The organism is uncultured Cocleimonas sp. (assembly GCF_947495625.1).
Lineage (GTDB): Bacteria > Pseudomonadota > Gammaproteobacteria > Thiotrichales > Thiotrichaceae > Cocleimonas.
The window spans coordinates 1-25242 of the sequence record NZ_CANLZW010000015.1 but is presented as its reverse complement, the minus strand read 5'-3'; the positions used below and the strand labels follow the sequence as shown (position 1 = coordinate 25242).

The following is a 25242-nucleotide window of genomic DNA, read 5'->3' as shown; positions in this document are numbered from 1 at the left end:
GCTACAAAAAAAGTGCCTAAAAGTAGGGGGGTGACTTTTTATACTACTGACAACTACTACAACTATAATTAAACCTATTCCTGTTTCTTTTCAAAAGGCTCACTTATGAATTCAGAAAAAGTCATATTCGCATTTTTCATTGTGTTGGCACTGACACTTAACTTCGGTTTTTTTCTGGGTGGTATGGACAATGCCAGTCATCATAATATCTATGAACTCTATGCAGCATTAGTTGTTAGCTTGATTTCTACTATTTTAAAAGTGGGTGATCGTACTCATCTGGGGGCAGTTTTTCTGGCGACTAGCCTGGTCGCAGATTTACAGTTAATCGCCGCTGCGGTTGTCTGGGGCTATACTGAGCATGTGTCAGGCACCTCTCTCAATGGTGAAACCTTATCAATAGTCGTATCTCTCTCCGGTGGTGCTTTACTGGCTAATATAATTTCGGTCATTTTATTAGTGTCAGAAACTATCACAGTTCGCAGATAATAGGTCGTGAACCTTGATCTAGCCTTCATTAGTTTGAATCATGTCTAGTTTATTTCATATTCTGTTTCGGCGGTTGCGTTCGCCGCTGATTGTACTAGTTGCAGTCTATTCGATTTCTATACTGGGTTTCGTACTGATACCTGGTGTCGATGATCAGGGGGCTCCATGGGACATGTCTTTTTTCCATGCCTTCTATTTTGTCAGCTTTATGGCAACCACCATTGGATTTGGTGAAATACCCTACGCCTTTACCGATACGCAACGCTTCTGGGCGTTAATCACGATGTATGCCACGGTTGTCGCCTGGCTTTATTGCATTGGTATGCTGCTCAGCATTTTCCAGGATGCCGTATTTCGACAACAATTACGAATTAATAGTTTTCGCAGACGTGTAGGCAATATCCGCGAACCTTTCTATATCGTCTGTGGTTATGGTGATACTGGCACGCAATTAACGCGATCGTTAACCAACGAACATATTTTGTGTGTCGTTATTGATATCGATGAAAATCGTATTACTGAACTGGAAGGAGATGATTTTAAATCGCCTGTATTCGCTCTTTGTGCGGATGCTTCTCAATCCGAATACCTGGAGATGGCAGGCGTTACCCATCGATGGTGTCAGGGTATGGTGACTCTCGCTAATGATGATACGGTCAATTTGACGGTAGCCATTGTGGCGCAACTGTTGAATCCCGATTTACGATTGATTGCACGTGCAGAGACACCGGAGGCAGAGGCCAATATATTGTCTTTCGGTGCGAATGAAGTCATCAATCCGTTCGAGACCTTTGCCTCGCGACTGGCATTAGCTATCCGATCACCCAGTCTTTACTGCTTATATGACTGGATGACTGGGATTACGCATCAAGTGATGAAAGAACCACCAGATTTAGAGCCAGGATTATGGATCATCTCTGGTTTTGGTCGTTTTGGAAATTCACTGTATGAGCATCTGGATGATGAAGATGTAGAATTACGGGTCATTGAATCAGATAGGTCTATACGAGATCTACCCGCTGGAACCGTTATAGGTCGCGCAACCGAAGCCGCCACCTTGCGCAAAGCTGGAATCAAAGAAGCGGTTGGAATTATAGCGGGTACTAATGTTGATGCGAATAACCTATCAATCCTGATGACCGCATTTGAAGAAAACCCCGATCTATTCAGAGTGGCGCGTCAGAATGAAGATAAGAATGCGCACCTTTTTGAAGCGGCACATCTGAATATGGTGATGCAACGAGGTAGTGTTATATCCAATACTATCTTTGCTCTAATTAAAACGCCGTTACTTGGTGATTTCTTGCGCATTGTTTCGCGTTTTAAAAATGATCGCGCCAATGAATTAGTCAGTAGCATTATTGGTGTTGTCGAAAATGATATTCCTGAGCTATGGGAATTATCAATCAATGCCGAACAAACTCCTGCCTTACATAAAGTGTTACAAAATCAACAACTACTGGTTTCTGATATTTTATACGGAATAAAAACGGTTGAGGAAGGATCTACAAATTATCAAAAGAAATCGCTTCCGCTTTTTTTGCGAAGAGGTGATGGCAATGTGATTTTGCCAGAAGGTAATCGTTTCATAAAAGAAGGCGATCGCTACCTGATGTGTGGAAGTACAGCAGCTCGAGATTGTATGATCCACAGTCTTAAAAATATTAATTTGCTGGAGTATATTTTAACCGGCGAAGATAAACCTACTGGCTGGGTTTTAAGAAAGCTCTGGGAGCGCAGGCATAACAAGTACAATAGCAAAATAAATGTTGTTGATGATCTAATGATTGAAGAGAGTCAATCTGATAATGAGCTCGACAATGAAAATACAGATAAGAACATTGCTGACAAAGCAGATAATCAATTATTGGATGAAAAGAAGCTGTCAGAAAATCAAAAGAAAAAACAGCCAGAAGATTTACCAGTAAAAGACATCAATAAAGAGGATTAGAGTAAATATGAATAAAGATAAAGTCTCTGTATTGTTTGTTTGTATGGGTAATATCTGCCGTTCTCCCACAGCAGAAGGTGTGTTTCGTCATACCGTAAAACAACGAAATTTACTGGATAGTATTGATATCGATTCCGCGGGAACTCACGCTTATCATATTGGTGAACAACCAGATTCACGCTCGCAAAAGACAGCATTAAGTAAAGGCATTGACCTGTCTAGCCAGACAGCCAGAAAAGCAGTTGTTGAAGATTTTAATGGTTTTGATTATATCATCGCTATGGATCGCTCTAATTATGAAAACCTTAAACATCTAGGTGAACAGTCTGAATATGATCGAAAAGCCAAGCTACACCTGTTTATGGAGTTCACTTCAGTATGGGATAACGATGAAGTGCCTGATCCTTATTATGGTGGAGACAATGGTTTTGACCAGGTCTTTGATATGGTGCAAGCAGCTGCGGAAGGTTTATTGGAACATATTATAAAGAATGATCTATAGGACTGATGATTTGACCATGTTTATATAATCTATTGAGTGTTTGAGAATAAGTTTGGATTTCATATAAACAAGAAAAGCCCAAGAGTTATTCACTTTTGGGCTTTTTCATTTGAGCTTATTGCTAATATCTAATCATCTCAGATTAAATTGCTCATGAGCTTATTCACTGACTTCTTGCGAAGGTGTTTTAGATTCTGGTTTCTTCACCACAACTTCTACTGGTTTCTCTGAATTTTCAGGCGCATTAGCAGAAGAAGATCTTTTCTTAGTTGTAGTACTCGCCGCTACAGGAGCGGTAGTTGGTGATTTAACCACCGCTTCACTAGCTTTGTCTGCTGCTTTTGGGGCAGCAGTTTCGCTTTCCGTTTTCTTCGCTTTAGCTGGAGCACGTTTTTTGGGAGCAGGCTTTTTAGTCGCACTCGGCTTTGCCTTGGCTTTTGCAGAAGTATTCGCTTTATCTGCCGTATCATCCTTCTTCGCTGTTGTTTTACGACGAGTCGTTGTGGTTGAGGTTTTAGCCGTAGCTGGTTTAGCAGGAGTAGATGTCTCAGTGCCTCTGGTTTCTGATGTTTTAGCCTCTGTAGAGGATTCCTTAGCTGGAGCTTTTCTCTTTGCAGCTGGCTTTTTAGTGGTACTTTTAGCCTCAGCAGATTTAGCTTCAGCAGGTTTTACATCTGCAGGTTTAGCTGATCTAGATCTTCTGGTTTGAGTTTTTGTCTCAGCTTTAGCGGTTTCTGGCCTGGATTCAGCAGTTGTGCTTTTCGTTTTCGTTTCTACAGAAGTATTATCTTTATTATCAGTTACTGGTTTATTGGCCGTATCAGCCGTTGAAGGCTTACTTGTCGATGTAGATTCAGAAGTTGAAGCAGATGATGACTTTGAAGTCGGTGCTTCTGAAGTCGATGATTTAGCTGCTGCTTTATCTGTGCCTGGCTTTTTAGTCGATTTAGGAGAAGCAGGAATTTTAATCTCGATGGGAGATTGATCCTGTTGAACTTCTGCTTGTTTAGTCGTCTCATTAGGCTTGGTATTGTCTTTTTCGAACTTAGGCTTACGGTTTTGTTTTGGCGCTTTATTTTCCTGTTTTGCTCTAGCTTGATTGGCAGGCTGGTTATTCTGATTGCCAGCATTCTCAGCTACTGAATTTTGCTTGTTATCAACTTCTGCAGCGTTATTCTTCTGGTTTTGTCTTGGTCTGTTATTGTTACGCTTACCTTGCTGCCTAGGAGCCTGTGACTTGGTGTTATCTTTTATATTGCCATTAGCTTGGTTGTCATTAGCCTGGGATGCATTTGGCTGATTGTTATCCTGAGTAGGCTTATTCGCATTATTGCCTTTGGCGTTTGGATTAGCATTCTGATTGCGATTATTTTTATTTGCATTCTGATTGCTGTTAGGCTTTCTGCGATTATTATTTGAACGATTGTTATTGTTACGAGAATTAGTATTACGCGTTCGATTGTTACTGCTATTACGAGCTGGTTCTGGTTTCTTTTCTGGGCGTTGACGAGTCTTTGGCTCTTCTACAGCTTCCTCGACTTTCTTGCTGCCGAATAGAGCACTGAATATACGAGTAACGACACCAGGGTTTTTCGTTTCCGCGATAGCTTGAGGTGCAGGAGCAGGGCTAGCAGGAGTTACATTGCTAACTACCGCAGTTTCTACTGATTGCGGCATAGTTTCTTTGGTGCTTTCTGGCTGCACTTCTGGCTTGGTTATTTGCTTGTAGCTTTGAACCGCTGAATCTTCTACATCGCTTTCTTTGCGACGAATAATCTCGTAATGAGGAGTTTCCAATTCTGGGTTAGGTAATACAGTCAGTTGAAGATTATGGCGCGCTTGACTTTCAGTCAGGCTTTTACGTTTTTCATTGAGAATAAACGTCGCAACTTTAACCGGTGTTTGAGCAACTACTTCAACCGTTCCCTCCTTCATCGCTTCTTCTTCCATGAGGCGAAGAATAGATAGAGCCATTGACTCTATACCACGGATGGTACCTTGACCACTACAGCGTGGGCACACAATCTGGCTTGATTCTCCTAATGAAGGACGAAGTCTTTGACGAGACATTTCGAGTAATCCGAAACGCGAAATACGCGAGATTTGTACTCTAGCGCGATCCACTTTCAAAGCATCGCGTAACTGGCGTTCAACAGCGCGCTGGTTTTTATTGGGTTGCATATCGATAAAGTCGATAACAACTAAACCACCAAGGTCACGAAGACGTAATTGTCTTGCTACTTCGTCGGCTGCTTCAAGGTTGTTGTTTAGTGCTGTTTCTTCAATGCTGCGGCCTTTGGTAGCTCGCGCAGAGTTAACATCAATTGATGTTAGTGCTTCAGTGTGATCGATCACTATTGCACCACCAGAAGGGAGAGTCACTTCACGGTGGAATGCAGATTCGATTTGGTGTTCTACCTGATAACGGCTGAATAAAGGCACATTGTCAGTGTAGTGCTTAAGCTTGTTTAGGTTATGCGGCATAACAGCATTGATGAAGTCATGTGCCTGTTGATAAACGCGCTCATTATCAATAATGATTTCGCCAACATCTTTACGGAAGTAATCGCGCAGTGTTCTGATGATTACATTGCTTTCCTGATATAGCAGGCTTGGTGCCGTTGTTTGCTCATGCGCGTCTTTAATAGCCGCCCAAAGCGTTTTCAGGTATTCCATGTCCCACGTAAGTTCTTCTAACTCACGTCCAACACCAGCAGTGCGAACAATCGCTCCCATGCCTTCGTCGAGATCTAATTGATCAAGTATTTCACGAATCTTGTTTCTGTCGTCGCCTTCAATTCTACGTGATACGCCACCCGCTCTTGGGTTGTTTGGCATCAGTACTAAATAGCGACCTGCTAAGCTAATTTGAGTAGTAAGAGCAGCACCTTTGTTGCCGCGTTCTTCTTTGTCTACCTGGAGTAATACTTCCTGACCTTCTTTGATTACATCAGAGATTGATGGGCGACCTTTGTTCTTATCGTTTTTCTTCGATTTAGACTGGTTCCAGTATTCGCGTGAAATTTCTTTGAAGGGTAGGAAGCCGTGTCTTTCAGCGCCGTAATTTACGAATGCTGCTTCTAGACTAGGTTCAACTCGGGTGATTATGCCTTTATAAATATTGGCTTTTTTCTGTGCTCTAAAGGGATGTTCGATGTCTAGATCATAAAGATATTGGCCATCGACCATTGCAACGCGTATTTCTTCTTGTTGTGTCGCGTTTATTAAAATTCTTTTCATGGGTGTACGTTTCCTGTTTTGTATCGGAATTAACCGATGCTACAGCTCACGTATTGCCAGTCAGGATAGGTCTGTTAACGTTCAAAAAACGGTACTAACGATTTCTATCTACACAAAAAACCACTATAAGACGCCAATTAAGGTGCTTAAAAATGTATTTTAAAATACACACTAATATTAAATAAGCTATTTTATCTTATAGCTTTAGAACTAATTTCTTGAGAATCCCTGTTTGGTTTTTAGCCCAATCCTGTTTTCAGGTTATTGTTATAACTACAAAATGACTACAAATGTCTCTACAAAATAATTACAAATTTTTAAATAATGATGTGTAAGCTTTGAAGATAATTTTATGTTATTAGCTTCAAAATTGTTCTAATTGGCAAGGAGCTGCGTCCTTTAATTATTTATCTGTTTGTCATTTCGACCAGATAAACGCTGTCGTTTAAATCAAGTTGATATAAGATATATCTGATCTTGATTAAGTAAATCTTTAGATTTCAAAAAATACATTAAAATCAGTTATTAATTATATCAATATGGAGGTTTTTCCACAACAATTAAAATATCACTTGTGTAAACTCACTCCCATGAAAAAAGCATCAGAAGCAAATACTAAAAAAGTACAAGAGACCGATAAAAAACGTGTTTCTGATCAAGATAATAAAAAATCCATGCCTGAAAACGTATTAGTGCATAAAGTAAGATTTGTAACCATTGATGCTTCTCATGCCGGTCAACGTATCGATAATTTCTTATTAAGAGAATTAAAAGATACGCCTCGGTCTTACGTTTACCGTATTTTGCGTAAAGGTGAGGTCAGGGTTAATAAAAAACGCGCTAAACCTACCTTAAAATTACAAGATCAGGATATCGTTCGAATTCCACCGGTGTATTTACCGGTTAAAGAAAAACAGGAAACTGTCCCTAAATCGTTTCTAGACACTTTATCAGAGTCAATAATCCATGAAGATGACGATATTATATTGATCAATAAATCTTCAGGATTAGCTGTTCACGGTGGATCTGGTGTGCGTTTTGGTCTTATAGAAAGTTTTAGGCAATTACGCCCTGAATTACCCTTTGTAGAACTGGTGCACCGACTTGATAAAGAAACCAGTGGCATAGTAATGTTGGCTAAAAGTAGGGGGGTGCTCTTAGAATTACATGAAATGCTTAAGCAGAAACAAATCAATAAGTTCTACCAGACGTTAATATTGGGTAAATGGCAGGGCGGCAAGCAGCATATTAAGAATCATTTACAGCGAAACCGTGGCAGTAAGCAAAAAGTAAGAGTCGTCAAAGATAAAAATTCAGATAAAGCCAAAGAATCTGAAAGTATCTTCAGGCCAATAAAGCTCTATCAACAATATAGTTTGATGGAAGTAGAGCTCCTCACGGGGCGAATGCATCAAATCAGAACACAGCTTGCAGATTTAGGTAACCCAGTCATGGGCGATTCACAATACGGTGATTTTGCGGCAAATCGTGCGGCGAAAAAAGATATCGGATTGAAACGTCTTTTCTTGCATGCTTATCATTTGAATTTTAAGCTGAATAGTAGCGGTAAGGTTTATGATTATAAAATAGACTTACCAAAGGAACTGACTGCTGTAATAGAGCAACTTAGATAATTTCTTTAGATTACTTTTTTAAATTACTTTATAAATAACTGAAAAATATGGATAAATACTCACTACTGGTGTTTGATTGGGATGGAACCTTAATGGATTCCAAAGTACAAATCGTTAACTGCATGCAATCAGCGATTACAGAATTAAGTCTGGAAGCACGAAGCAATGAGCAGATTAGCAATATCATAGGTTTGGGTCTTGAAGAAGCGATTATCGCCCTCTACCCAATTCTAAAACCTAAAGAAGTGCAGCATGCCGCTCAGACATACCGAGAGCACTATTTATTCAAAGATAAGACACCTAGTCCGTTATTTTCTGGAGTGGAAGACGTTTTAGTAGGGCTAAAAGAAAAAGGCTATGAATTAGCCGTAGCCACAGGTAAATCACGACGTGGTTTAGATAAAGGATTATCCGAGACGGGTTTACATCAGTATTTCCCGATTACGCGTTGTGCTGATGAAACGCGTTCTAAACCACATCCACAGATGCTTGAAGAAATTCTGGTCGATTACAATACCAATGCTAAACAAGCACTGATGATTGGTGACAGCGAATATGATTTGCAGTTAGCAAATAATGCCAAGGTTGATGGGTTTGCGGTGAGTTACGGCGTGCATGATTTGTTGAGATTGCTTAAACAGGGGCCCGTAGGGTTTATTGATGATATCAACCAACTGCCGAAATGGTTAAGCGATCACGCTTAAAGACACTTTTAACACAAAGAAAAAAGTGCCTATAAGTACGGGGGTGTCTTTTTAGATGTGGTTACTTCAGATTTAAACCAGAGTTTACCTTATCGGCAACATTGTCTGCGGCAACATGATAATCAGGATCTTCAACAACATTTACTTCTACCAAAGGTCCAGCCTTTTTCAATAACACTCGACATTCTTTGCTCAGGTGTTTTATATGGAGTCGTTTACCGGCACGATCATAGCGGTCCGCCAGTTTATCGATCGCTTCTATAGCTGAATGATCAGCAATACGTGAATTTTTGAAATCAACCACCACATCATCGGTATCTTCTCTAGGTGTAAATATTTCCTGGAAGTTACTGATAGAGGCAAAAAACAACGGCCCGGTAATCTCATAGACTTTGTTGCCCATGCGGTCTATTCGTACTTCTGCATCAATGTGTTTCGCGTGTTCCCAGGCAAAAACCAGGGCAGAAAGAATGACACCAATGATTACCGCAAGAGCCAGGTTATCTGAGATAACAGTGATTGCAGTTACAGCTACGATAATCAACCAGTCGGTAATTGGAATTTTGCCCAGCAAACGCAAGCTACCCCATTCGAATGTTCCGATAACTACCATGAACATAACGCCTACTAGCACTGCAATTGGAATCACTTCAATCAGCGATGAGGCGTAGAGAATAAAGATGAGTAAAAATATCGAAGCTGAAATACCTGAAAGGCGACTTCTACCGCCTGACTTGATATTGATAATACTCTGACCAACCATTGCACAACCACCCATACCGCTGAACATGCCTGTTACTGTGTTGGCAACACCTTGACCGATACATTCGCGATTAGGATGACCAGTGGTTTCTGTTAATTCATCTACAAGATTTAGCGTTAATAAACTTTCGATTAAGCCAACAAGCGCCATCACAATTGCATAAGGGAAAACGATTTTGAATGCTTCCCAGGATAGATCAACTTCTGGCAAATGGAATGGAGGGAAAACACCTTTGATAGAAGCCATATCAGCTACAGTGCGCGTATCAAGGTTAAGACCAATAACGAGCAATGTACCAACGATAATCGCAGCAAGTGTTGAAGGTACTGCTTTGGTAAAGCGAGGGAGTAACTGAATAATTGCCATAGTAAGCACTATTAAGATAATCATAATATAAAGTGCTGAACCAGTAATCCATTCGTGAGTATCGTTAGGCCCTGGAACTTTAAAGTGCTCAAACTGGGCGATTAAAATCACCAATGCCAGACCATTTACAAAGCCTAAGAAAACAGGGTGAGGAACCAGTCGAATAAATTTACCCATTTTCAAAATGCCGAAAATGATTTGGATTAAACCCATCATCATAACGGCGGCAAATAGGTATTCTTGGCCATGCTGTAGTACCAGCGTGCCGACTACTACGGCTATTGCTCCTGTGGCACCAGAAATCATTCCAGGTCGACCACCAACAATGGCGGCTATTAAACCTACAGTAAAAGCGGCATATAAACCGGTTAGAGGATGTAAATGTGCAAGGATGGCGAAAGCTACTGCTTCTGGAACTAAGGCGAGTGCAACAGTAAGCCCCGAAAGTAGGTCGTTTTTAATACTTTCTGGACGGTGTGAAATTATGCTAAACATGTGAAATTACTTGGCTTGATGATTTTGGGCGCAAGTATACAGTTTTTAAATAAAGATAATACCTATTAGCTGAATATAAGATAAGTAAGTTTCTTTATTAGTAAATTCTTAGCGGTTGTCACTACGATATATACAAAAAGAGCTTCCATATCGGAAGCTCTTAATTCTTTAATTAGAGGTTAGTCATCTATTGTAAGCAAGAAAATTTGGTTTTTGTCGGAAAGTTTAATTTGATAATTCTCATAGTGTCATCAGCTAAACCTGTTTTACCCAGTTTTCTTGATGCGCAGACTTTGATCTGAAGTGCTTCAATTACAGCAGGCGTACCCTGATGATGCTTGATTGTATAATCTGCACGATTAAAAGCTGCGAGGTAAGCGCCGCGTTTCATATAATATTTAGCGATATTTACTTCTGATTCACCCAGTGTGTTTTTTAAATAATGCATGCGTTTTCTAGCATCAACGGCATAAGGGCTTTTTGGGTGTCTAGTGATTAGCGTTGAGAAATCCTGAAACGCTTCTTTTTGGCGAACACCATCTAGATCAGAGAAATTACGTGGGAATACTTTATCGATAATGCTTCCACCACGACTATAATTAACCAGACCTCTCAAATACAAAGCGTAATCCATGCGTGGGCTTCTTGGATAAACACGCATATAACGATCGATTGTGTCTAAAGCAGTGTCTGGCTCATCATATTTGTAGTAAGCATAAGCTTGTTCTAATAAAGCCTGTTGTGCATAACGACCTAGTGGGTATTTCGCTTCCAAAGCTTCATATTTTTTAATCGCTTCTTCGTAGTTCTTGGAGTCCATCGAAATTCTGGCGTCTTTAAATAATTGCTGAGCTGTAGCTTTTGAATCTTCTGCTGATATATTTTTCTTCTTTTGTGAGCATGAGCTAAGCATTACCGAAAGAAATATCATCACTGCAATTATCCAAATGGAATTAGAATTGTTGTGATTAATAGAAGGTTTAAGTGTGTTCATGAAAGGCCCTTGGTTATTATGTACTTGTTTTATTTTTCACTTCTTTTATCTGCTTAATTATACAGCAGTTTAATTATTAGAACAGTATTACAACATTATGAATAAATATTACCTTATAATTGGAAGTTGTTTGCAGAGAAGCGGTCAAAAATAACAGTGAATATGAGTAATAATGAAAAAAATAGTCAAAATAATCATAACGAGAATGACAATGATAATGAAACACAGCCAGAAATGAGTACGAACACAAATGATCAGATATGTTTTTCTATTCCAGAAGAATATCTAGGCGAAAGACTAGATCGCGTAGTTGCTGAACTCTGCCCACAATTTTCTCGTAGCCAATTACAGAAATGGATTAAATCTGGCGATATTCGGATTAATAACAAAGCGGGTAATGTCAGAGATAAAGTCGTGGGTGGCGAAGAAGTCATTGTAACACCGGTATTGCAGCAACAAACGTATGATTTACCAGAAGCAATTAAACTAGACATAGTTTATGAAGATGACCATTTATTAGTTATTAATAAGCCTGCTGGTTTAGTAGTGCATCCAGGAGCAGGTAACCAGAGTGGCACACTGGTTAATGGACTGCTTGCACATAATTCAGCACAAGAGAATTTACCAAGAGCAGGTATCGTGCATCGTTTAGATAAAGACACCACGGGTTTGATGATGGTGGCAAAAACCTTAGAAACGCATACTGCACTAGTTAATCAACTCCAGGAACGTGAAGTTAAAAGAGAATATTTAGCACTAGTTTGCAAAGAAGTGATTGCTGGCGATACCATCGAAGCCAATATAGGTCGTCATCCACAAGATAGAAAAAAGATGACAGTGTTGACGAACGGTGGCGGCAAAACAGCAATTACGCATTATCGCGTAGAGCAAAAGCTATTCCATCACACCTTGCTTCGAGTAAATCTAGAAACAGGTCGAACTCATCAAATACGAGTGCATCTGGCGTGGAAGCATATGCCTATATTGGGTGATAGAGTTTATGGTGGGCGATCACGCGTACCAGCGAATATTGATGAAGAGTTACGCGAACTATTACAAAAAATGAATCGTCAGGCATTACATGCAACGCGTCTAACAATCATGCATCCACACACCCAAGAAGAAATGTCATGGCAAGTGGATATGCCAAAAGATATGCAATATTTGGTGGACCGCTTACAGATTGTAAAATCTGATTAAATTTAAACACAGATTAATACTTATAGAAAAACCGCCTAAAAGTAGGGGGGTGACTTATATTTATTTATCTAGCTTTAGATAAACTCAGCCATAAACCTAATGCGATGCAACACCCACCGACTAGATGGAATAACTGGATTTTTTCTCCAAGAAAGACAACGGCTAAAATAGCCCCAAAAAATGGCATCAGATGGATAAATTGTCCGCCTTTTGCCGCACCAATTATATTTAACCCATATATCCATGCAAGATAAGCCACAATAGAAGGAAATACCGCTATATAAAATACAGCTTTAATCATGGTGCCATTCCATACAATATCGGGCTCATTAAATGGATTCCATAATGTAATGGGATACAGAACTGTAGAGCCTATAAAAATAATAGTTGTTAAAAATGCAATAGCAGACATTTCTTTGGGTTTTAGATATTTTAGAAGTATCGAATAAAGCGCCCATACTAGAGCCGCTAATAGCATCCAAAGATCGCCTATATTGATGGTTAGATGCTGGATCACGGCAATATCTAAACGGGTAATAATTGCGACCACACCGAGCAACGACACCAGAACACCGAGAACTTGTTTAAGGGTTATTTTCTCTTTAAAGAAAACAACAGATATCACAAAGATAAAGATCGGAATAAACGAGTTGAGTAAGGTGGCATTGGTTGCCGTGGTGTATTGCAACGCTATATAAGCAATGGAGTTAAAACCAGTGATACCTAAAACAGCCAGCAGTGTAATACCCCAGAAATGTGACTTGATAATATGGCGTTGCTGCCAGATCGGTTTGATCGCAAAAGGAAGTAATAGGAAAAAAGCGAGCATCCAGCGTGAAAAGGATAATCCCAAAGGTGCGTTTGCATCCGCTACTGCTCTTCCGACTACAAAATTACCAGACCAGAATAATGGGGGTAGCAATAATATAAAGTAAACGCCCAGCCCGTGATTTACAGAATCTTTGTTCATTTTTACCGCTTATTTTAGATGTGAATTTAAGTTAGAGATTAATTAATTTGTTCTTCTTGAGAATTAATTATCTTCCATGGCCTGTAAGGTTCTTGAAGAGAATTCGCGTCGATATATTACGCGTGTTACTAATAAAGTAGCAGCAATAAAAACAAAGGGATGTATAAACCAGGCTAGTGCGGCTAAGGCGTATTCAAAACCACGCATTCCGTCAACAAAATGACGACTTGCACGATTAATGACGACGCCTAATTTTTCCGCGTAAGCGAACATTTGTTGGTTCTCATCAAATATACTCGGAGCAGCTCCAATCATTATGACAGTATAGTTATATTGCCTGATTGACCAAACAAGTTTGAAGAACACAAATATAAAGATAACAGTAATGAGTAATAATTTTATTTTCCAGAACGAAGCTGAAACATGCATAGCGAAAGGAATATCGTCTACTACTTTTATGGCTTGATCAATAACACCGAATACCGCAATTAAACTCGCAAGTACCAGTAAGCTAGTAGAAGCAAAGAATGAAGAGCTGCGCATCAAATGACCAACAAGAGCAACATCGGATATGCGGTTTTCCCTCTCGAGTAAATTATGCATCCATTGATTGCGGTAGCTCTTTGATAAGCTATAAAGGGTATTTTTTTCTTTGGTTTTATAATGATTACTTATCCAGTTGATACTGAACCAGGATAATAGAAATAATAAAATTGCAAAGATATCCGACAAGGATATATCGGAAGGCATAAAGATTCCCCAATAAATAGACTTAAAAATATAGGGATAGTATAGATAAGTCTTGGATATAAATATCCAAACTTTTATTGTGATTTAAAATTTTTAGCTGTTTACAAAACGAATAGGGATATTTCAAAACATATTCATGCCCCCAAATTACGAAAAGCAATTTCGATAGTATTTATCAGTTTTTTTCGACTTTTACTTAGTTCTTATTTTACGAAACGCAATATATATAAAGCGCAACATAATTAATACGTATTAATTTATGCTTTAATTGTAAAACTAGTCTAATAAATAATCGTCATCAAAAACTTCTTTCAGACTACGTTCTAGTGCTTTACGTTCTAGATAATCTTCGATGTTTCTGCGCACAACGTGTGCTTTGATTTTTTTGTCTGATTTGTCATCGCCACTGACTTCTTCCAGATTTGGAATTACTTCTTTATCATCTAAATCCGGATTTAACGTTTGATCATTGTATCTCATATTATTACCTTCCCCTGTTAGCAGTCTTATTGTTATTTGTTTTTTTAAAGCTATTTTTGATTAAAATAAGATAATTAGCTGAACTTATCTTGATATACATTACTAGTGTATGGGTTTCATTATAGTGACTCTAGCTTAACGCCAGATGAGCGGTAATAAAAAATATTAAATTTTATTTAATTTAATAAAAATTCTTTATCTTGTTGCGTAAGTAGTTGTTGTTGATCGTTTTTTAATACGCCATTTATATCGTTAGCCAGGTTTTCAACCGTCTTTAAAAGAATTGATACGGCCATTTTTCCGTCTATTTTGGTGTTTGGAAGCATAACAACGGATAAACCAGCGAGTTTTTTATTGCTTAAATCCTGGCTGGTCAATGTCCAGGGATCCACACCATTGGCAATTTTAAAAAGGCTTTTACTGTCTAATTCTTCATCGAAATAATGGTAAATATCATTTTCACCTAACTGCAGGCCATGTTTAGCTAAAGCGGGTTCGATTAAATTACCGTCTAAACCAGATTCATCATGCGCAGAAATAAACAGAACAATCTGTTGTTTGATTGGCTGAATATCGATACTTTGAGTGCTTGAATTAGAATCAACCGACTTTTTCAAAACACTTTTATCTGCAGCAGCAGACTTTACTTTTTCGTAATACACTTCAGTTTTTGCAGTCTTAGTGGGTTTGATTCCATCTCTTGCAGGAATATCATCAAGAATAGAAGTGAAAGGCTTACCATCGTCATCTTTAATATCAGGCAAAAGTGACACGTCTTTATTCGGCAATTTACTTTGAGAAATGCGGCTCAATAAATACAGCGCGATTATAAAAATAATGCCGACAATGGTGATTAAAATACTGGTTATATTCATCGTTTACTCGTGATTAGCCTTTTATAGTTTTTAGTTTATATACAAAGCGGGTTGCTTAACGCTTATTCTTCAACCATTCTGGATGCTTCATTTACATCTACACTTACCAATCTGGAAATACCAGGTTCGCGCATGGTGACACCGATTAAATTCTCGGCCAGCTCCATCGTTGTTTTATTATGCGTGATGAAAATAAACTGGACTCTGTCCGACATCTTTTTCACTAATTGGCAAAAACGTCCTACATTGGCTTCATCTAACGGTGCATCAACTTCATCTAGCATACAAAATGGCGCTGGGTTCAATTCAAAGATGGCAAACACCATCGCCACGGCAGTTAAGGCTTTTTCACCACCAGACATTAGGTGAATACTAGATATGCGTTTGCCCGGTGGTTGCGCCATAATCGCGATGCCGGTCGTTAACAGGTCGTCTCCGGTCATTTCAAGGTGTGCTTTACCGCCTCCAAATAATTGCGGGAACATATCCTGAATTCTCGAATTTACTTTTTCGAAGGTTTCTTTAAAGCGGCTTCTGGTGTCTTTATCAATTTTGGCAATGGCTGTTTCTAAAGTTTCAAGTGCTTCCATCAGATCCGCATCTTGCTTGTCGAGATATATTTTACGCTCACTTTGGGTTTTGAATTCTTCAATCGCTGCTAAGTTGATTGCCCCAAGTCTTGATACCTTAGTCTGTATGCTTTCCAATAAGTTCTTATGAGATTCCAGTGTGATGCTTTCATCTATCTCTTGTGAAAGCTCTTCTAGATTAAACTCGGTTTCATCAAACTGCTCTTGCAAGGTTTGCTCGCGAACACTGACTTCCTGCCATTCCATTTTTAGGCTTTCAAGTAACGTTCTAAAGCGTTCAACTTCCTGCTCAGCCTGATGTCTTTTCTGTTCCAGTTCTCTTACGGTATTATCGATTAGCTGTAATGCATCTCTCGATTTTGCTAATTCGGTTTCAACATCTTTGCGTTTTTCTAATTGTATTTCTAGTTGCTGTGTTGAAACTTCGACTGAATCGTTGTCTGCTGTTTTATCCTGTTCAACAAGTTGGATTTTTCGTTCTTGTAATAAACTTAAACGTTCATCAAGACGATTCAACTGTTGCTGCGCGCTGGTCTGAGTTGTCTTAAAACTCTCAACTCTAATTTGAGTTTGCTGAGTCTCACTGCCAAGTTGTCTGGTTTGTTCTTTTAATCGATTTACTTCTTCAACCAAAGGCGCGTCTTTGCCTTCGATATCCACTTTTTGAGACTCTAGCGTTTCTAATAGAGACAAAGCCTGATTGCGTAAAAGAGTCGCACTTTGATGAGACTCTTGATTTGTCATTTGCTGAACTTCTAATTCTTCAACTTCAGCAAGAACCCGTTGCTGGTTTGATTCAGTTTGTTTTATACGGTTTTCACTGGCGAAAATGACAGACTGTGCCTGTGATTCTTCACGATGTAATTCATTCAAACGTGTTTGTAATTCAGACTGTTGTTCTTCTAATGCTTTTCTTTGTTGCTGGCCATTTTCTAATGAATCTTCATGACTGTTTAATTGCTGTTTAGTATTTTCAATTTTAGCCAGTGTTTCATCGATTTGTTTCTGTCGTTCTAAAACACCTTCGTGTTTATTTCCAGAATCTTTGGCTTGTGTTTTTAACCAGTTTGATCCTAATAAAACGCCTTGTTTGGTGATGAAAACTTCACCAGCTTTTAATGACTGCTGATTTGAAATAGCATCTTCCAGTGAATCTGCGCATTTAAAGTTAATTAGTAAAGTGTGCAGGTAACTGGGCTTAGTCACTTTTTCAGCAAGGCTTCCCGTAAACGAATCAGAAAAACTGCCTGAAAGTGGGGGGGTGTCATTATCACTTTTAATAATGAAAGAAGCCGAAACATCTGGCGCATTTGCCATTAACTTTTTAAGTTGTTGTTGTGATTCTAACGGTTTTGACTGGAGTAAATCACCGAGGACGGTTTCTAATGCTTTCTCCCATCCAGATTCAATACTAATAGATTCAGCTAAAGGTGAAACATCGTCGAGTCCATTTTCTACTAACCAGTTCTTTAACTTTTTGGCGGCTTTGTTGTTACTGTCTTTACCTAAACCAGCGCGTTGTAAAACCTCAAGAGACGATAGTTTGCCACTCAAACCTTGTAGCTCAGAACGCGATTCCTGAATTTTATTTTGCAGTGATTTATTGTTTTCAATTTGAGCACTTAAAGCATCTTTGCAGCGGTTAAATTCTTCCTGAACCTGCGTTGATTTTTGCTTTGTTTCAGTCAGTAGTTGTTGCTGTTGAACTAGCTCTTCTTTATGTGACTCGGTATTGAAAATACCTTTATCCGTATTCAGTTTTATTAAACGACTGGCAACTTGTTGTAACTGGTTTTCCAACTGCTCCATACGAGCACGTTCAACCTGAGCCTGTTGTGCAGGTTCAGCGAGTTTCTGCTGTAAAGAATTCCAGCTAGACTGCCATTCGCTGAGTTTGGACTCTGCTTCGTTCAGCGCTTCTGTTGATTCAGTAAATGCCTGCTGTTTTTCGGCCAGTTGCGGTTCCAGTGTGGCTAATTCCTGTTGTGCCAGTTCGAATTGTCTTCGATCTTCTTCGGCATGCAGGTTCGCGGCATTTATTTCACTATCGACTTGATTTAACTCGCGTTGATGCCTTTCAGCGAGTTCTTTTTGATGTTGTATGTTTTGCTCTAAGCGTGAAATCTCAGCTCCAATTTGATAGAAATTAGCTTGTACCGTGTTGAAGTTTTCATTCGCTTCGATGTGTTCAGCACGTTTAGTTTCGATCTGGTTTTCTAGTGAACGCTGTTCAGAAAGTTGCGCCTGATGCGAGGTGGCTTTTTCGTTAATGGTATTTTCTCTAGTGAGAATATCCTGCTTCACTTTATTCAAGCGTAATAAGATTAATTCTGCACTGACGCGACGTTCTTCCTGTTTGAAGGTTTTAAACTTCTCTGCTGCTTTAGCCTGTCGATTTAAATGTGATAACTGCTTTTCTAGTTCTTCTCTTAAATCACTGAGACGATCAAGGTTTTCACGGGTATTTTTTATGCGGCGTTCTGTTTCACGGCGTCTATCTTTGTATTTAGAAATACCTGCTGCTTCTTCCAGAGTGTTTCTTAACTCTTCGGGTTTAGCTTCGATTAGCCGGGAAATCATGCCTTGTTCAATAATCGCGTAACTTCTGGGACCAAGACCTGTACCGAGGAAAATATCGGTAATATCACGGCGTCGACAGCGTGTGCCATTGAGAAAGTATTTAGATTGTCCGTCTCTTGAAATTAATCGTTTTATGCCAATTTCAGAGAACTGGGCGTATTCACCACCTAAAGTCGCATCGCTGTTATCAAAGAGTAATTCTATGGAAGCTTGTCCAATTGGTTTTCGCGCAGATGATCCGTTAAAAATAACATCTTCCATCGAAGCACCGCGCAGGTGTTTTGCCGAGCTTTCACCCATAACCCAGCGAACAGCATCGATGGTGTTTGATTTGCCACAACCATTGGGCCCAACAATACCTGTCAAATTGCTGCGCAGGTCTATTGTTGTGGGATCAACAAAGGACTTAAAGCCGGCGATTTTTATTTTGCTTAAACGCAATGTAGGGAAGGGGTAGTAAAGGACATAGGTGCACAATGATAGGTAAAGAACACGCGTGTTTCAATAAAAACATAAACTCATTTAATCGTGTTTTATCGCTATGGTTAAACAATGTAATTTCAGTGAACCCAGACACGGTAATCTGCCACTTAGTCTATCGACGAATAATAAGTTTCTATGTCTTGTTATTGCCAGCTCATGTATCGAATATGTAGTCGTCGACCCCCGCATTTTTTGCGAAGAAAGCAAAAAAATATTATGAGCTGAGCTATTAGTATTTATACCCTTGCTCAAAGAACATACAACATTTGTAACTTCAAAAATGGTTCATTAAAACAACTACCGTTTGTCTGCTGATATAGACCAAGCCACATTAGTTTATATCAGTGAGTTTTTGATTTAATTATTCTGTACAAATAAATATGCGAATACATCAATTTTTAAATACGAAAATGCAGGATGTGCATTTTTTAAAATTAATACACAAGGAGTTAGTGTGAACTTATATGTTGCAGAAGAAATGGGAAAGGGAAGTTCATATGTGGCACCGGACCCTCATTTTATAAGTACTATCGCTTTATTCTCCAGTAGCTTGCCCTGGGCACGCTTTAAAAAGTTTTTTGACACAAAAAAAATGGTTAATTTGTCAGGCAATGAACAATTAATCTTATTGCGTTTGGTGGCACTTCAAGAAGTACTTTGCCTGGATGATGATGGCTTACTGCGTTGGGCAAAGCATCAGCTGTTTTTATTCAGTTTTATGCAACCAGATTTCCAGCCAAAATTACCCACCAAAGAACTGCTCAATGAATTCAGGAATGAATTTGATAAAGTAGGTCTGTTAAAACCATTCAGAAAGCAATGTCAGCGATTAATTGCAGAACATGATAATCGTTTACCTCCTTTAGATGCAGATGAAAGCGTGGAAACTGCATCATTGCTTTCTACTGAAGATAAGACAACCGGAAGACAGCGCGTAAGTGATACCAAAGTAGATCTGCCAAATCTTCCTGCACATAATGAAGGTGATTGTCCAAATTGTGGAAGCCAAAACGTTATTAAGTTAAAACCTTCTCAAGAAGTTTCAAGTCTTCCTGATATTCGCTTTTTGCGTTGTCGCTTTTGCGGTAATACATTTAGAGAATAAGCCAAATACTCTTATGAGCTATTTTATATAAGCTAAGTTATCTAATAATACACGTTATAGAAAAAAGGCCTAAAAGTAGGGGGGTGACTATTTTTGTTTACTCTTCATTATGCAAATCAAGTATACAAATCTAATGTCGTTTCCAGAACCTAATCCCTTTCAAAACCGAAATCAATCATCCAGCATTGCTTGTAAATTAGAAATATAAGACTGTGCTGTTTCTTGCATTTTCTCGGGAGACACTTCTTCACGATCTGCCCAGACGACATTCGCGTCGGGTAACTCTTCTAAAAATCGGCTGGGTTCGCAACTGAGTCTTTCGCCAAATCTATTACGTGCTTTAGCGTAGGTGATACACAAATGCTTTTTTGCTCGGGTGATTCCCACATAGGCTAATCGACGTTCTTCTTCTAGTCCATCATCTTCCATACTATTGGCATGAGGCAGTATCTCTTCTTCTGCACCAATCAGGAATACATAAGGGAACTCCAAACCTTTTGCCGTATGCATGGTCATTAGGCTGATTGCGTTCTCTTCTTCCTCTTCCTGATTTCGCTCTAAAAGATCCATCAAACTCATGTGAGCAATGATTTCGCCCAAGGTTTCTTTGCCTTGGCCATCTTCGTAAAGACGTCTGGTCCAATCAATGATTTCATTGACGTTTGCCATACGCTGCTCTACCTGTTTATCAGAGCCAGAGACATTGTGTAGCCAGTCTTCATAGTCTGTTTCAGAAACTATTTTTTCTACGATGTCCTGAGGCTGGGTTTCGTGACTTTCTGTAATCAACTCATTGATCCAGTAGATGAAGCCTTTAACCCTGGCATGTGCTTTTTGTGAAACACGTTGTGCAAAGCCCATTTCCTGACTTGCAGTGAATAGACTGATATGACGTTCGTTCGCATAATTACCCAGTTTTTCCAGAGTGCTTGCACCAATAGATCTTTTGGGTGTGTTAATGACTCGCAGAAATGCTGCATCATCTGACGTATTCACTATTAATTTTAAATAGGCGAGTATGTCTTTGACTTCAGCGCGTTCAAAAAATGATTTTCCGCCACTGATTTTATAAGCGATATTGTTGGTTCTTAGGTATTTTTCAAATAAGCGACTCTGGTGATTGCTACGATATAGAATCGCCATATCCTGATATTTTGCCTGATCACGAAAGGTATATTTCATGATTTCACCAATCACTGTTTCTATTTCGTGCTCGGGATTTTTACAGGGTACGATCCTAATTTTCTCGCCTTCACCCAGACTACTCCATAATTTTTTGTCAAATAAGTGATCGTTATTTGCAATCAATGCATTAGCGCTATCGAGTATTAATGAGGTAGAACGGTAATTTTGCTCGAGCTTAACTACCTTCAAGGTCGGGTAATCTTCTTGTAATTGAGCGATATTTTCTGGTTTTGCACCACGCCAGGCATAGATTGATTGGTCATCGTCTCCCACAACCGTTAATTCTTTGCGCAAACCAGCGAGTAGTTTAACCAGTTCGTATTGGCAAATATTGGTATCCTGATATTCATCAACCAGTAAATAACGTAGTTTATTCTGCCATTTTTTTAATATTTCTGGTTGATCTTTAAACAGTTGTAGAGGAAGCAGAATCAAGTCATCAAAATCTATTGCATTGTAAGCTTTCAGTTGTCGCTGATAACTTCTATAGAGTTTGGCAGCATGTACTTCATGCGCAGATGTTGCTATCTCAAAAGCTCTTTCAGGTGAGACAAAGTCATTCTTCCAGCGTGAAATAATCCAGCGTGCATCATCATTATCTTCTTCCTGATCATCACTGACGACTTTATTCATGGTGAGTTCTTTGAGAATCGTAGAACTATCTTGTGCATCGAAAATGGTAAAGCCGGGTTTGTACCCTAATGCTTTAAATTCTTTACGGATGATATCCAGTCCCAGAGTGTGAAACGTTGATACAGTTAGCCCTTTACCTTCTTCTTTGGTAAGAATTTCGGACACGCGATGCTTCATCTCACGAGCAGCTTTATTGGTAAAAGTGATTGCTGCGATATTTTTAGCATCTACTTTGGCACTGCGAATCAACCAGGCAATTTTCTGTGTGATCACGCGAGTTTTACCTGTGCCAGCACCAGCTAGCACTAGAAGAGGTGATCCAATATGTTCAACAGCTTGCTGCTGTTGTGGATTCATTTGAGGTATATCTGCCACAAGTTGTACTTCTTGATAAAAAGAATCGCTATGGTAGACCTTGAATCATGCTTTTGCATTAGAAGTTTAACAATATTGTATTTTATTTTTCTGTTATTAAACAATAAGTAAAAAACTATCTGAAAGCCTTATATACCGCTAATCTATTCGCTTTGAAAATAAATGAATACTGCATTAATATAGAGTCATTGCATAGTAGCATGCAAACGACGATGCAAACATAGAACACATAGAACACATAGAACACATAGAACACATCGAAACATAATTTTAATAAAAATAATCGAGTTGTCGGGTTAACAATGAAAAAAGAAAAAGTCATCAGTATTATCAATAGTGCTATTGAATCACATGAAGTCTGGGTTAAACACGGCCAGATTCTAATCGATGGGTTAAACCTGGATACGGCCCAGGCTCCACTTGATTGTGAAGATTGCGAATTTCATCTTTGGTTTAATTCTAACGGTACAAGGTTAAGAAACTTTAGCTGGTACAAAGAAGTCAATGATATTCATACCAAATTCCATAAGTCTTACAGCGTTTTATACTATGAATCTATGCGAATGTATAACCCGAAGACGCGTGCTGAGTTGATTGAAAGATTCGATGATTTAAACGTGCATTCAAATGCCTATCAAAAGCTTTTAAAAGAAATACACGAAGAATTAGATGACATGATCGTTGCTGATTTTGAAGAAAAATTAGTCGATGAAGAAGTAGTGATTGAGGAAGAGCATCCCTCTGCAGCTGATTCTAAAGTTACTGAGGACGTTAAAGCAGATACTAAAGCAACTGAAGATAAGAATGTTGCTGAAAAGGAAGATGATCACGATTCCAGTCATGAGCATAAATCCGACTCAATTGAAATTACACCTGTAAATATAGAAGAAAGTCATGATCAAGAAAATGATAAGCAAGAAGTAGAAGAATTGAAGGCTGATTTAGCTAAGCCGGTTGAATTTAATAAGACTGAAAAACTAGACAGCCCTATTGATTATCTTGATAACAATAACTCTGAACTTGATATTGACGATATACCTGAAGATGCCATTTTAGAAATGAATGCTTCGCAACATATTCCTACGGTTGAGATTAACAATAATGAATCTGCGCCCGTTCAAGGATTTGTTTCGACATCGAGTACTGATCCATATCAGCAAAGACAGTATTTAAAACAACAAGATATCAAGCAAATTGAACAAGAAATCGAATTAACCCAATTAGAGTTAAATCAATTCAAAGAGCGTCAAAAATTAACACAACAAAGTATCCAGCAACTTGAGCAGTATTACCTACTGAAGCATCAAGAGATGGAGATAAATCAGCGCGAGCACACTGAATTAGAAACTAGAAAATTAGAAGTTAAAAATCTTAAAGAAAAAGAACTAGCTAATCTGGATCAGCAAGCACGTCGTAAGATACAAGAACTCGATCAACTGGAAATGGTAGATCAAAAATTAGAAAAGAAAAAAGAACAAAGTGTCACATTTGAGAAACAGCAAATTGCTCAATTGGATGAACAAAAAGCGAATAAACTTGAAGATATCAAACAGATCGATAAGCATCTTGATCTGCGCCAGAAAGATCTTCAAAAACTCAAAGATCAGGTTGCACTCGTTGAACAGGATATAGCTGATCTGGAATCGCAGAAAGAAGGTAAAAATAAAGATTTAGAGAGTATTGCTGAACAAAAGAGCATTAAAATTGAACAAAGTGAATTAGAGTCACAGCGTCAGCAAAAACTCGATGAACATAAAGCAGAAGTCCAAAAAGAAAAGCAACAGGAATTAAATTTGCTAGAACAACAACAGCAACTTCGTAAAGATGAATTACAGGCTGTTAAACAAGAACTTATGGATTTAGGTCAAAAGAAAACAGAAGTTGAAGTTGTTAAACAACGAGAAATTAGAGAGTTAGAAGAGCAACAATCTTTGAAACAGGATGCATTAAAGAAAATAGAAGAAAATCAACAGGCAAAACGACAAGAAATTCGTGAGCTAGAAATTAAGCAAGATCTTGTAAAAGAAAGTTTAAAAGAAATGCAGGGTCATAGTGATTTTCATGAAACTGTTTAGATGACAAGAAGACTATAGTTAAAATTAGTCTGTTATATCTATAAAACCCAGCCAGTGTATTGATGCTTCTAAATCAATACACTGGCTGGGTTTTTTCGTTTAAGGCTTTGATAATACTAATCGATGATGCTCAGAAATGGGTAAATCTATTCATTCTGTACTATGTTAATAAGTAGCACATAATAATTTATAAGCGCTTTATGACACCAGGATAGGATTTATAATGAAAACGATTAATCAAATTCTCGAAGTAAAAGGCAATCAAGTCTATGTAACAACTCCTGAAACATGCGTTATTGATGCCGTTAAAGAAATGGCAAAAATGAAGTGTGGAGCTTTAATAGTTTTACAGGGAAATGACATTAAAGGGGTCATCACAGAACAGGATTTTACACGTAGAGTGTTATTGAATGATCTTGATACAGATAAAACAAAAGTGGGTGAAGTGATGTCATCAGAGGTCTCTTTGATAGAACCTCAAAACACTGTCACTGAAGGTATGGCTATCATGACTGAAAAACGCATTCGTCATTTACCAGTGATTGATTCGAATGGTTCGTTGATTGGTATTATATCTATTGGTGATCTGGTAAAAGAAGTCATCGCAGAGCAAGAGACCTTAATTGGTCAGCTTGAACAGTATATTCACAGCTAAGCTTAAGCTAATCAGAATTTAATCATTCAGTGTTAAGTTAGGTTTTGAAAAACCGCCTTAAAGTAGGGGGGGGTGAATTCAACTATTAAATGCAATATTCGTTCCTTTGTAGAATACCTCATTCGGTGTTCTAACATTCAATGTTTTT

The 25242-nt window shown here is 38.6% G+C and carries 18 protein-coding genes; 9 read left to right on the top strand and 9 right to left on the bottom strand.

The window, feature by feature from the left end; all coding sequences use genetic code 11:
• The first annotated feature begins 105 nt into the window (after window positions 1–105).
• From Q1A31_RS09980 to Q1A31_RS09970, 3 genes are read left to right on the top strand one after another with little or no spacing between them, the layout of a single operon-like run.
• Window positions 106–489 carry a DUF6394 family protein gene (locus tag Q1A31_RS09980; protein ID WP_299875913.1) on the top strand — a complete coding sequence of 128 codons (384 nt, stop codon included), beginning with the start codon at window positions 106–108 and terminating at the stop codon, window positions 487–489.
• A gap of 40 nt (window positions 490–529) precedes the next feature.
• Window positions 530–2440 carry a TrkA family potassium uptake protein gene (locus Q1A31_RS09975; protein ID WP_299875911.1) on the top strand — a complete coding sequence of 637 codons (1911 nt, stop codon included), beginning with the start codon at window positions 530–532 and terminating at the stop codon, window positions 2438–2440.
• Window positions 2441–2447: 7 nt separating this feature from the next.
• Entirely contained in the window at window positions 2448–2942 is a 495-nt protein-coding gene (locus Q1A31_RS09970; RefSeq protein WP_299875909.1) for a low molecular weight protein-tyrosine-phosphatase, read from the top strand.
• A 159-nt stretch (window positions 2943–3101) separates the two neighbouring features.
• On the opposite strand, the gene Q1A31_RS09965 is transcribed toward Q1A31_RS09970, so the two are convergent.
• Complete coding sequence (locus tag Q1A31_RS09965; protein ID WP_299875907.1) at window positions 3102–6182, bottom strand: Rne/Rng family ribonuclease; 3081 nt, start codon at window positions 6180–6182, stop codon at window positions 3102–3104.
• Between the two features lie 590 nt (window positions 6183–6772).
• Here Q1A31_RS09965 and Q1A31_RS09960 point away from each other — a divergent pair.
• Window positions 6773–7816: an RluA family pseudouridine synthase gene (locus Q1A31_RS09960; protein ID WP_299875905.1), complete on the top strand. Its 1044-nt coding sequence runs from the start codon at window positions 6773–6775 to the stop codon at window positions 7814–7816.
• 47 nt (window positions 7817–7863) lie between these two features.
• Window positions 7864–8520: an HAD-IA family hydrolase gene (locus Q1A31_RS09955; protein ID WP_299875903.1), complete on the top strand. Its 657-nt coding sequence runs from the start codon at window positions 7864–7866 to the stop codon at window positions 8518–8520.
• 61 nt (window positions 8521–8581) lie between these two features.
• On the opposite strand, the gene Q1A31_RS09950 is transcribed toward Q1A31_RS09955, so the two are convergent.
• Both Q1A31_RS09950 and Q1A31_RS09945 read right to left on the bottom strand, forming a co-directional pair.
• Window positions 8582–10144: a SulP family inorganic anion transporter gene (locus Q1A31_RS09950; RefSeq protein ID WP_299875902.1), complete on the bottom strand. Its 1563-nt coding sequence runs from the start codon at window positions 10142–10144 to the stop codon at window positions 8582–8584.
• Between the two features lie 187 nt (window positions 10145–10331).
• Window positions 10332–11138, bottom strand: coding sequence for an outer membrane protein assembly factor BamD (locus Q1A31_RS09945; protein ID WP_299875900.1), 807 nt, complete (start codon window positions 11136–11138; stop codon window positions 10332–10334).
• Between the two features lie 162 nt (window positions 11139–11300).
• On the opposite strand from Q1A31_RS09945, the gene rluD reads away from it, so the two are divergent.
• A complete protein-coding gene (gene rluD / locus Q1A31_RS09940) occupies window positions 11301–12338 on the top strand; it encodes a 23S rRNA pseudouridine(1911/1915/1917) synthase RluD (RefSeq protein WP_299875898.1) in 1038 nt (345 codons plus the stop codon).
• Between the two features lie 64 nt (window positions 12339–12402).
• Here the strand turns inward: rluD and Q1A31_RS09935 are convergent, their stop codons facing one another.
• The 5 genes from Q1A31_RS09935 to smc all read right to left on the bottom strand — a co-directional run bounded on the left by Q1A31_RS09935 (window position 12403) and on the right by smc (window position 19024).
• The gene (locus Q1A31_RS09935) at window positions 12403–13308 is read right to left on the bottom strand and encodes a DMT family transporter (protein ID WP_299875896.1); all 906 of its coding nucleotides are present in this window, start codon (window positions 13306–13308) and stop codon (window positions 12403–12405) included.
• A gap of 63 nt (window positions 13309–13371) precedes the next feature.
• Complete coding sequence (locus tag Q1A31_RS09930; RefSeq protein WP_299875895.1) at window positions 13372–14058, bottom strand: DUF599 domain-containing protein; 687 nt, start codon at window positions 14056–14058, stop codon at window positions 13372–13374.
• 276 nt (window positions 14059–14334) lie between these two features.
• On the bottom strand, window positions 14335–14538 hold the full coding sequence (locus tag Q1A31_RS09925) for a PA3496 family putative envelope integrity protein (protein WP_299875893.1): 204 nt from the start codon (window positions 14536–14538) through the stop codon (window positions 14335–14337).
• 176 nt (window positions 14539–14714) lie between these two features.
• On the bottom strand, window positions 14715–15413 hold the full coding sequence (locus Q1A31_RS09920; protein WP_299875891.1) for a cell division protein ZipA C-terminal FtsZ-binding domain-containing protein: 699 nt from the start codon (window positions 15411–15413) through the stop codon (window positions 14715–14717).
• 62 nt (window positions 15414–15475) lie between these two features.
• A complete protein-coding gene (gene smc / locus Q1A31_RS09915) occupies window positions 15476–19024 on the bottom strand; it encodes a chromosome segregation protein SMC (RefSeq protein ID WP_299875889.1) in 3549 nt (1182 codons plus the stop codon).
• Between the two features lie 496 nt (window positions 19025–19520).
• Here smc and Q1A31_RS09910 point away from each other — a divergent pair, with 496 nt between their 5' ends.
• Complete coding sequence (locus Q1A31_RS09910) at window positions 19521–20171, top strand: hypothetical protein (RefSeq protein ID WP_299875887.1); 651 nt, start codon at window positions 19521–19523, stop codon at window positions 20169–20171.
• A gap of 171 nt (window positions 20172–20342) precedes the next feature.
• Here the strand turns inward: Q1A31_RS09910 and rep are convergent, their stop codons facing one another.
• Entirely contained in the window at window positions 20343–22355 is a 2013-nt protein-coding gene (rep, locus tag Q1A31_RS09905; protein WP_299876046.1) for a DNA helicase Rep, read from the bottom strand.
• 311 nt (window positions 22356–22666) lie between these two features.
• Here rep and Q1A31_RS09900 point away from each other — a divergent pair, with 311 nt between their 5' ends.
• A complete protein-coding gene (locus tag Q1A31_RS09900) occupies window positions 22667–24439 on the top strand; it encodes a hypothetical protein (protein ID WP_299875885.1) in 1773 nt (590 codons plus the stop codon).
• A gap of 223 nt (window positions 24440–24662) precedes the next feature.
• On the top strand, window positions 24663–25094 hold the full coding sequence (locus Q1A31_RS09895; protein ID WP_299875883.1) for a CBS domain-containing protein: 432 nt from the start codon (window positions 24663–24665) through the stop codon (window positions 25092–25094).
• Window positions 25095–25242 lie beyond the last annotated feature (148 nt).